Source organism: Pseudomonas sp. P4_C4, from assembly GCF_056402055.1.
In genome coordinates this window covers 1-8,763 of sequence record NZ_JBFUID010000112.1, presented here as the reverse complement: position 1 = coordinate 8,763, position 8,763 = coordinate 1, and the positions used below count along the sequence as shown (strand labels likewise).

Sequence of the window (8,763 nt, the reverse complement as noted above, 5' to 3'; positions counted from 1 at the left end):
ACCCGGTTGTTGGTTGAATAAAAAACCGCCTCGAAAGAGGCGGTTTTTTTTGTGTCCGGACTTTTTGTCTCCGAGGGCGTCAGCCCATCATGTCCTTGATCATGCGCTCTTGTTCCATCAGCTCACGTTGTCGTGCGTCGATCCGCGAAGACAGCGGGAAGTTCGTGCCGGCCTTGCGTTTGGCGAAGTCCAGTTGCTGAATGGCCTGTTTGTAGTCCCCGACCAGCGCAAAATACTCGGCACGAGCCTGATGCAGGCCGATGATATTGCCCGACAGGCCGCGCGTCTCGGCAACCTGATACCACACGTCCGGATCATCCGGACGGGACTTGAGCAGGCCTTCGAGGGCTTTCTCCGCATCGGCAGTACGGTTCTGCTTGAGCAGCAGGTCGACTCGCACTTGGTTCAGCGGGTAGTTGCCAGAGTATTGGCCCATCAACCGGTCAACCCGGGACTGGGCATCCGCCAGGCGATTGTTGGTGATATCCAGATCGACCTGAGCCAGGTTGTAGATGATTTCGTTGGGTGACTTGGCCAGCAACTGCTTGAGGTTTTCCCGTGCTTCGTTCAGTTGGCCGCCCTTGATCTGGGCGATCGCCAAGCCGTAGCGTGCTACGTCGTTTTTCGGGTTCTCGTCGAGCTGGGCGCGGAAGCGCTTGGCACCGAGCCCCGGGGTTTCTTCATAGATCAGTTGGACGCGTGCGCGGATCAGTTGATAGCGCATGCTGTCTTCGATACCTCCCTTTGGAAACTGTTCGGCGCGGTTGCGGGTGTCGGCGATACGCGATTCGGTGACCGGGTGAGTCAGCAGAAATTCCGGTGGCTTGGCATCGTAGCGGTACTGACGCCCCAGGCGCTCGAACATACTGGGCATCGAGCGGGGATCGTAACCGGCCTTTTCCAGATTGAGGATGCCGATACGGTCGGCTTCCTGCTCGTTCTGCCGGGAGAATCGCCGCTGTTCCTGGATGGCTGCGGCCTGTGTGCCGGCAATGGCTGCAATCCCGGCGTTACCGCCACCTGCGGCTGCCACCACGATACCCGCCAGCAATGCAGCCATCATGGGTACTTGCATGCGTTGCTGCGCTTCGACGCCCCGGGCAAAGTGGCGTTGCGACAAGTGAGCCAGTTCGTGCGCCAGTACCGAAGCGTATTCGCCTTCGGTCTGGGCGTAGAGGAACAAGCCACCGTTCACCCCGACGATCCCGCCCGGCGCGGCAAAGGCGTTGAGCTGCGGGCTGTTGATCAGGATGAACTCCAGGCGCCGGTCAGTGACCTGGCTGGTCTCCAACAGTTGGTAGACGCTGGATTCCACGTAATTCTTGAGTTGCGGATCGTTGAGCTGTGAAACCTGACTGCGCAACATGGCCAGCCAGGCGCGGCCGAGCTGGTATTCCTGTTGCGGTGAGACAATGGCAGAACTGGCGTCGCCGAGTGACGGCAGGTCGTCGGCGAAGCCCGGTGAGGCGAGCAGGCAAGCGAGCGTCAGCAGGGTAGGGCGCAAAAATGTCATGCACAAAGCCTTAGTCGACAAAGATCTTACTGTAGCCGGACACCGGCGTTGCGACCAGATATTCTAGGCAACTCAACCACCTGACCCGGAGTGATGCAATGACCGACGCTGTAGAGCATGACGTTGAACTGGACGCCAGTGGCCTGAATTGTCCGTTGCCGTTGCTCAAGGCCAAGATGGAGCTCAACCGGCTGGCCAGTGGTGCGGTGCTCAAGGTCATCGCCACCGATGCAGGTTCGCAACGCGACTTTCGCACCTTTGCGCGATTGGCCGGTCATACCCTGCTTCGTGAAGAAGATGACGCGGGTGTTTACCGCTACTGGTTGAAAAAAGCCTGAAATCGGCTGCGTTTGCTCCTAAGGATTATTGATGTTCAAAGTGTTACGCGACTGGATTCAGCGCTATTTTTCCGATGAAGAAGCGGTGGTGCTGGCTGTCCTGCTGTTTCTGGCGTTCACCGTCGTGCTGACCCTGGGCGGTATGCTGGCGCCGGTGCTCGCGGGCATGGTGCTGGCGTATCTGATGCAGGGGCTGGTGGTGACCCTCGAGCGCCTGCGGGTGCCGGGTTGGGTCGCGGTGGGGCTGGTCTTTGCGTTATTCATGGGGTTGTTGCTGGTATTCATCGTGGTGGTCGTGCCGTTGCTCTGGCACCAACTGATCACGTTGTTCAACGAGTTGCCCGGCATGCTTGCCAAGTGGCAGTCGTTGTTGCTACTGCTGCCCGAACGCTATCCGCATCTGGTATCCGATGAGCAAGTGCTGCGGGCTATCGAAGTGGCGCGGGGCGAAATCGGCAAGTTTGGTCAGTGGGCGCTTACGTTCTCGCTATCGAGCCTGCCATTGCTGGTGAACATCATGATCTATCTGGTGCTGGTGCCGATCCTGGTGTTTTTCTTCCTCAAGGATCGGGCCATGATCGGCCAATGGGTGCGCGGTTACCTGCCCCGTGAACGGGCGTTGATCACCCGGGTCGCCCATGAAATGAACCGGCAGATCGCCAATTACATTCGCGGCAAGGTCATCGAAATCTTCATTTGCGGTGGCGTGACCTACATCGCCTTCGTTGTTCTTGAGCTCAACTACGCGGCGCTGCTGGCACTGCTGGTGGGGATTTCGGTGGTGGTGCCTTACGTCGGCGCCGTGGTGGTGACCGTGCCCGTGTTTCTGATTGCGCTGTTCCAGTGGGGCTGGAGCGATCAGTTCATATACTTGATGGCGGTCTACGGGATCATTCAGACGCTGGACGGCAACGTGCTGGTGCCATTGCTGTTCTCGGAGGCGGTCAACCTGCACCCGGTGGCGATCATCTGCGCAGTGCTGCTGTTTGGCGGGTTGTGGGGCTTCTGGGGGGTATTCTTTGCAATTCCCCTGGCGACGCTGTTCAAGGCAGTGCTGGATGCCTGGCCGCGCAAGGAGCCGGAGGTGGCGCCATTGCTTTAGATTGTAAAAAGATCGCAGCCTGCGGCAGCTCCTACAGAGAAATGCGTAATCCTGTAGGAGCTGCCGCAGGCTGCGATCTTTTAAAGGTCAGGCTTTATTCAGGTCTTGAGCGGCAGCCAGCACCGCATCAACATGCCCCGGCACCTTCACGCCGCGCCATTCCTGACGCAACACGCCTTTGGCGTCGATCAGGAAGGTGCTGCGATCCACGCCCATGTATTCCTTGCCGTAGAGCTTTTTCAGCTTGATCACGTCGAACAGCTGGCAGATGGCTTCGTCCTTGTCGCTGATCAGCTCAAAGGGGAATTCCTGCTTGCATTTGAAGTTCTCGTGGGATTTCAGGCTGTCGCGAGACACACCGAACACTTCGGTATTGGCGGCCTTGAACGCTGCATACTGATCACGAAAGCCTTGCCCCTCGGTCGTGCAACCCGGCGTGCTGTCCTTGGGGTAGAAGTAGATCACCACCTGCTTGCCTTTCAGGCCAGCGAGGCTGACGGTGTGCCCGCTGGTGGCGGGGGCTTGGAAATCGGCAACCGGTTGGTCGATGGCAACGGCCATGAAAGCTTCCTTACATTGGGTTCTGTGGGCGCCAGGGTTCGATCAGGGCATCGAGGTTCAGCGCGTCGGCAAAATCCAGGAACTGATCGCGCAGCCAGCTGATTTGCACGCCGGCCGGCAAGGTCACGGTAAACGTGGCGTTGAGCATGGTGCCGCCGGTCTGCGGAGCCTGGTAGGTGTCGCAGGTCAGGTTTTCCAGCTCGACATTGTGGTCCATGAAGAACTGGCACAGCTCGTTGATGATGTCCGAGCGGTAGGCCGAGCTGACATAGGCGACGTACGGCAGGGCCTGGGGGCGATTTTCCAGGGCCGCGCTACGCACCACGTTGACCGTGAAAGCATGCCGCTTGGCCAACACTGGCAGGCTGCCTTCCAGGCGTGCCAGGGCATCCCAGCTACCGGAGATTTCCAGTACCAGCGCACTGCATTCGCCATGGCGGGTCAGGCGAGAGGTGACAACGGCGCAGCGGTTTTCATGGCTGGCGCGGCACAGGACGTTGGTCAGCTCCATGGGGTTGGCGCCGAGGGCACTGATAACAAGGAATTGTTCGCGAACTGTGGGGGTGGACATGCAGCATTCCTAAAGCGATGAGCGGTCGATACGTCAAAGGGCTGATTTACCGGGAGCGAGCCTGCGGATGCGAACTCAGAAAGCCCCAAGTGACAGGTTGCGACATGCTCCGGCAGGGCGGGAGCGAGGCGTGGCAACGCTGGATCAGGGCTTGTGATGCCGAAAATGGAGGCTGAAACCCGACGGACGAGCTTGTCTGTACCGATCAAAGTCTGAAGGGTAGCGAAAACCGGCGCCAAGGGGAATGGCGGCAGCACAGTACTTCGCTTGTGCAAGCATCTTGGCGCCAGTACCATTACGGCTCTCTTTTTCCGGCAGGAGCGGTTTCATGATTGCGGGCAGTATGGTGGCACTGGTCACACCCATGGATGCACAGGGGCGTCTTGACTGGGACAGCCTCAGCAAACTCGTGGACTTCCACCTTGAAAACGGCACCCATGCCATTGTCGCCGTCGGCACCACCGGCGAATCGGCAACCCTCGACGTCAACGAGCACATCGCAGTCATCCGTGCCGTGGTCAAACAGGTCAATGGCCGCATTCCGGTGATCGCCGGCACCGGCGCCAATTCGACCCGCGAAGCTGTCGAATTGACCCGTAACGCCAAGGAAGCCGGCGCCGATGCCTGCCTGCTGGTAGTGCCGTACTACAACAAGCCGACCCAGGAAGGCCTGTACCTGCACTTCAAGCACATCGCCGAATCGGTCGACATTCCGCAGATTCTCTATAACGTTCCCGGCCGCACCTCCTGCGACATGCAGGCCGAAACCGTGATCCGCCTGTCCACTGTGCCGAACATCATCGGTATCAAGGAAGCGACCGGCGACCTCAAACGCGCCAAGGCGATCCTCGATGGGGTAAGCAAGGACTTCATCGTGCTTTCCGGCGATGATCCGACCGCGGTCGAGCTGATCCTGATGGGCGGCAAGGGCAACATCTCCGTCACTGCCAACGTCGCGCCGCGTGAAATGGCCGATCTGTGCGAGGCCGCCCTCAAGGGTAATGCCGAGACTGCCCGGGCAATCAACGAAAAACTGATGCCGCTGCACAAGGACCTGTTCATCGAAGCCAACCCGATTCCGGTGAAGTGGGCTTTGGTTGAAATGGGCCTGATGCACGAAGGCATTCGCCTGCCGTTGACCTGGCTGAGCGCACCTTGTCACGAAACGCTGCGCAAGGCCCTGCGCCAGTGCGGCGTCCTGGTTTAATTGAGGAAGTACAACGCATGAAGCGAATGGCCGGACTTTCCGCACTTGCCTTGATTATCTCCAGCACCAGTGGCTGTGGATGGATCTGGGGCCCGGAAGGTTATTTCCGTGACCGTGGTAGCGATTACCTGGAAGCGCAACAGACTGCACCGATGCAAATACCGCAGGATGTCCGTACCGCCAAGCGTCTGGATCCGCTGTTGCCGATCCCGCGCAACGTGGCCGATGACACCGCCAAGGGCGAATACGTTGTTCCTCGTCCTCAGCCGCTGACGGCGGGTGCCGACGCCAGTGCCTACTCCCTGCAGAAGAGCGGCGGCTCCAGCTCCATCCTGGCTCAGAACCCGCCGGCCGAAGTCTGGCCTGTGGCCGTTCAGTTCTTCCAGGACAATGGCTTCCGTCTGGATGAACAGCGTCCGCAAACCGGCGAATTCTCCACGACCTGGCAGCATTCCGACGAACTGTCCGCCGCCATGGGCAAACGCCTGAGCGCGGCCGGCGTCAGCACGGACAGCGAAACCCGCGTGCGGGTGCGCATCGAGCCGGGTGTGCAGCGCAACACCAGTGAAGTCTATGTGGTCAGCGCCGAGCGTCCTGCCGGCAGCACCGCTGACGTGGCCTTCACCAACCGTTCGGTCAACACTGGCCTGGACGCGGCACTGGTCGACGATATGCTCTCGAGCATGAGCCGTATCTCGGAGAAGGGCGGTTCGGTTTCCATGTTGGCTTCACGTGATTTCGACGCGCCTAGCCGTGTCAGCCTGAGTGAAGACGGCAGCGGCAACCCTGTGCTCAACGTCGGTACCGACCTGGATCGTGCCTGGTCGAGCGTCGGTCGTGCGCTGGAACAAGGCGAATGGCGTGTTGAAGACATCAACCGCAGCCTGGGCCTGTACTACATCAACCTGGCCGAAAAAGCCGAGAAGAAAGACGACAAGCCAGGCTTCTTCAGCAGCCTGTTCGGCACTGCGCCGAGCAAGGAAGAGCTGGATGCCCGCGCCGAGCGTTATCAGGTTCGCCTGAGCAAGGTTGGCGAGAACGTCCAGGTCACCGTCGAGAAAAACATCAACACCGTGGCGCCGCCAGATGTAGCGCGTAAAGTGTTGAGCAAGATTCAGGACAACCTGGGCTGATCCTATGCGTTTTGCCGTTCTCGGCAGCGGTAGTCAAGGGAACGGCACGCTGATAGCCAGCGCTGATACGTACGTATTGGTGGATTGTGGTTTTTCCCTGCGGGAAACCGAAAAACGCCTGCTGCGCCTGGGTGTGAACCCTGCGCAGCTGAGCGCGATACTCGTGACCCACGAACATGCCGACCACGTGCATGGCGTGGGTTTGCTGTCTCGGCGCTACAATCTGCCTGTATACCTCAGTCGCGGGACGTTGCGCGGGATGCGCAAACCGATTGAACCCGCAGGCTTTCTGGCTGGCGGCGAACAGCTGCAAGTCGGCGACTTGAGCATCGGTGTCATTGCCGTGGCCCACGATGCACAAGAACCGACGCAATATGTCTTCAGTGACGGTGAGCGGCGCTTCGGCCTGTTGACCGACCTGGGGTCGTATTGCGACAAGGTGCTGGACGGCTATCGGAACCTCGATGCGTTGATGATCGAGTCCAATCACTGCCGTGACATGCTGGCTCGTGGTCATTACCCGTACTTTCTCAAGCAACGGGTAGGCGGTGAATTGGGACATTTGAATAACCACCAGGCGGCATTCCTGGTGGCCGAGCTGGGCTGGAAAGACCTGCAACACCTGGTCCTGGCCCATCTGAGCAGCAAGAACAACCTGCCGCAGCTGGCCCGGCAATGTTTTGTCGACACCCTCGGGTGCGACCCGGACTGGCTGCAACTGGCCGATCAAGATTCAGGGCTCGACTGGCGACACATCGCCTAGCCCATCTACTTAGCAAGCGGAGCCCATCATGGAAAAACGTGAAGAACTCTACCGCGGCAAAGCCAAATCGGTTTACAAGACCGACGACGCTAACCGTCTGATCCTGCTGTTTCGCAACGACACCTCGGCGTTCGACGGCAAGCGCATCGAACAGCTCGACCGCAAAGGCATGGTGAACAACAAGTTCAACGCCTTCATCATGCAGAAGCTTGAAGCTGCTGGCGTGCCGACCCAATTCGACAAGCTGCTGGGCGACAACGAATGCCTGGTGAAGAAGCTCGACATGATCCCGGTCGAGTGCGTCGTGCGTAACTACGCCGCTGGCAGCCTGGTCAAGCGTCTGGGTGTCGAAGAGGGCATGAAGCTCAACCCTTACACCTTCGAGCTGTTCCTGAAGGACGATGCCAAGGGCGACCCGTTCATCAACGAATCCCACGTCGTGGCTTTCGGTTGGGGGACCGCCGAGCAGCTGGTTCGCATGAAAGAGCTGTCGCTCAAGGTCAACGAAGTCCTGAGCAAACTGTTCGACGACGCCGGCCTGCTGCTGGTCGACTTCAAACTGGAATTCGGCGTGTTCCACGATGGCTCCATCGTGCTGGGCGACGAATTCAGCCCGGACGGCTGCCGTCTGTGGGACAAGGCGACCGGCAAGAAAATGGACAAGGACCGCTTCCGTCAGGGCCTCGGTGACGTCATCGAAGCCTACGAAGAAGTCGCCAATCGTCTGGGCGTACCGCTTTAACCGACGCAAGCATCTGAAAGCACAGAAATATTTCGCTTAGGGGGTTCGCTTCTGGCGAAAGTGTTGTTATGATGCGCGCCGTTGGAGAGATGCCAGAGTGGCCGAATGGGACGGATTCGAAATCCGTTGTACCTTTACCGGTACCTAGGGTTCGAATCCCTATCTCTCCGCCATTATTGAATAAGACTAAGCCCCTGAAATGGTTAAACATTTCAGGGGCTTTTTCGTTTCTGTCATATTGGTCAGGGTATTTCGTGCCCGGCATGCCGGGCTAGTCCGTTCCGGCCCCTGCATTCTCGACGCGATACCTGCCATTCTCTCGGGATCCTTGAGTATTCATTTGCCGGAGTGTTTTCTCATCGTTGTTGTGCCTGCATGTCCAGGCGACGTGGTCCGGGCTCTCTGCTGCCCCGATGCCTTATATAGACGCTGGAGGTTTTCATGGTGGCAACCCCGGGCGCTTTGCTAAGGAAGAAGAATTTTCAGGTGGGGGGGGTTGACCACGTATTTTAATACTGTACTATTCGCCTCCCGCTAACGAGCAGCTTGATATTGTTCTTGGCTTAAGTAGTTGATTTTGTTGAAAAATCAGAAACTTTTAAGGTTGCAAATTGAAAAGATGCGCTGTAAGATGCGCACCTCGGTTGAGACGAAAGCTCTTAACCAACCGCTCTTTAACAACTGAATCAAGCAATTCGTGTGGGTGCTTGTGGAGTCAGACTGCTAGTCAACAGATTATCAGCATCACAAGTTACTCCGCGAGAAATCAAAGATGTAACCAACGATTGCTGAGCCAAGTTTAGGGTTTTCTCAAAACCCAAAGATGTTTGAAC

At 58.3% G+C, this 8,763-nt stretch carries 9 protein-coding genes and 1 tRNA gene; 7 read left to right on the top strand and 3 right to left on the bottom strand.

Annotated elements, in window-relative coordinates; all coding sequences use genetic code 11:
• Positions 1–79: 79 nt before the first annotated feature.
• Positions 80–1,513, bottom strand: coding sequence for a M48 family metalloprotease (locus AC1DXW_RS30475; RefSeq protein ID WP_477760865.1), 1,434 nt, complete (start codon positions 1,511–1,513; stop codon positions 80–82).
• Between the two features lie 98 nt (positions 1,514–1,611).
• Between AC1DXW_RS30475 and AC1DXW_RS30470 the strand changes: the two genes are divergently transcribed.
• Positions 1,612–1,851 carry a sulfurtransferase TusA family protein gene (locus AC1DXW_RS30470; protein WP_007996208.1) on the top strand — a complete coding sequence of 80 codons (240 nt, stop codon included), beginning with the start codon at positions 1,612–1,614 and terminating at the stop codon, positions 1,849–1,851.
• 31 nt (positions 1,852–1,882) lie between these two features.
• On the top strand, positions 1,883–2,953 hold the full coding sequence (locus tag AC1DXW_RS30465; protein WP_150756240.1) for an AI-2E family transporter: 1,071 nt from the start codon (positions 1,883–1,885) through the stop codon (positions 2,951–2,953).
• An 87-nt stretch (positions 2,954–3,040) separates the two neighbouring features.
• Here AC1DXW_RS30465 and AC1DXW_RS30460 read toward each other — a convergent pair whose 3' ends face one another.
• Complete coding sequence (locus AC1DXW_RS30460) at positions 3,041–3,514, bottom strand: peroxiredoxin (RefSeq protein WP_477760864.1); 474 nt, start codon at positions 3,512–3,514, stop codon at positions 3,041–3,043.
• A gap of 10 nt (positions 3,515–3,524) precedes the next feature.
• A complete protein-coding gene (locus AC1DXW_RS30455; protein WP_007979776.1) occupies positions 3,525–4,085 on the bottom strand; it encodes a glycine cleavage system transcriptional repressor in 561 nt (186 codons plus the stop codon).
• Positions 4,086–4,413: 328 nt separating this feature from the next.
• Here AC1DXW_RS30455 and dapA point away from each other — a divergent pair, with 328 nt between their 5' ends.
• The 5 genes from dapA to AC1DXW_RS30430 all read left to right on the top strand — a co-directional run bounded on the left by dapA (position 4,414) and on the right by AC1DXW_RS30430 (position 8,103).
• A complete protein-coding gene (dapA, locus tag AC1DXW_RS30450) occupies positions 4,414–5,292 on the top strand; it encodes a 4-hydroxy-tetrahydrodipicolinate synthase (RefSeq protein ID WP_477756154.1) in 879 nt (292 codons plus the stop codon).
• A 17-nt stretch (positions 5,293–5,309) separates the two neighbouring features.
• Positions 5,310–6,425, top strand: a complete 1,116-nt coding sequence (gene bamC, locus AC1DXW_RS30445; RefSeq protein ID WP_477756155.1) for an outer membrane protein assembly factor BamC — start codon at positions 5,310–5,312, stop codon at positions 6,423–6,425.
• Positions 6,426–6,429: 4 nt separating this feature from the next.
• Positions 6,430–7,188: an MBL fold metallo-hydrolase gene (locus AC1DXW_RS30440; RefSeq protein ID WP_477756156.1), complete on the top strand. Its 759-nt coding sequence runs from the start codon at positions 6,430–6,432 to the stop codon at positions 7,186–7,188.
• A gap of 28 nt (positions 7,189–7,216) precedes the next feature.
• Positions 7,217–7,930: a phosphoribosylaminoimidazolesuccinocarboxamide synthase gene (purC, locus tag AC1DXW_RS30435; RefSeq protein ID WP_007944067.1), complete on the top strand. Its 714-nt coding sequence runs from the start codon at positions 7,217–7,219 to the stop codon at positions 7,928–7,930.
• 83 nt (positions 7,931–8,013) lie between these two features.
• Positions 8,014–8,103, top strand: a tRNA-Ser gene (locus tag AC1DXW_RS30430).
• Positions 8,104–8,763: the final 660 nt, after the last annotated feature.

Coding starts and splice junctions, on each gene's coding strand:
- AC1DXW_RS30475 (WP_477760865.1), bottom strand. CDS start 1,513: ATGACATTTTTGCGCCCTACCCTGCTGACGCTCGCTTGCCTGCTCGCC.
- AC1DXW_RS30460 (WP_477760864.1), bottom strand. CDS start 3,514: ATGGCCGTTGCCATCGACCAACCGGTTGCCGATTTCCAAGCCCCCGCC.
- bamC (WP_477756155.1), top strand. CDS start 5,310: ATGAAGCGAATGGCCGGACTTTCCGCACTTGCCTTGATTATCTCCAGC.
- dapA (WP_477756154.1), top strand. CDS start 4,414: ATGATTGCGGGCAGTATGGTGGCACTGGTCACACCCATGGATGCACAG.
- purC (WP_007944067.1), top strand. CDS start 7,217: ATGGAAAAACGTGAAGAACTCTACCGCGGCAAAGCCAAATCGGTTTAC.
- AC1DXW_RS30440 (WP_477756156.1), top strand. CDS start 6,430: ATGCGTTTTGCCGTTCTCGGCAGCGGTAGTCAAGGGAACGGCACGCTG.
- AC1DXW_RS30465 (WP_150756240.1), top strand. CDS start 1,883: ATGTTCAAAGTGTTACGCGACTGGATTCAGCGCTATTTTTCCGATGAA.
- AC1DXW_RS30470 (WP_007996208.1), top strand. CDS start 1,612: ATGACCGACGCTGTAGAGCATGACGTTGAACTGGACGCCAGTGGCCTG.
- AC1DXW_RS30455 (WP_007979776.1), bottom strand. CDS start 4,085: ATGTCCACCCCCACAGTTCGCGAACAATTCCTTGTTATCAGTGCCCTC.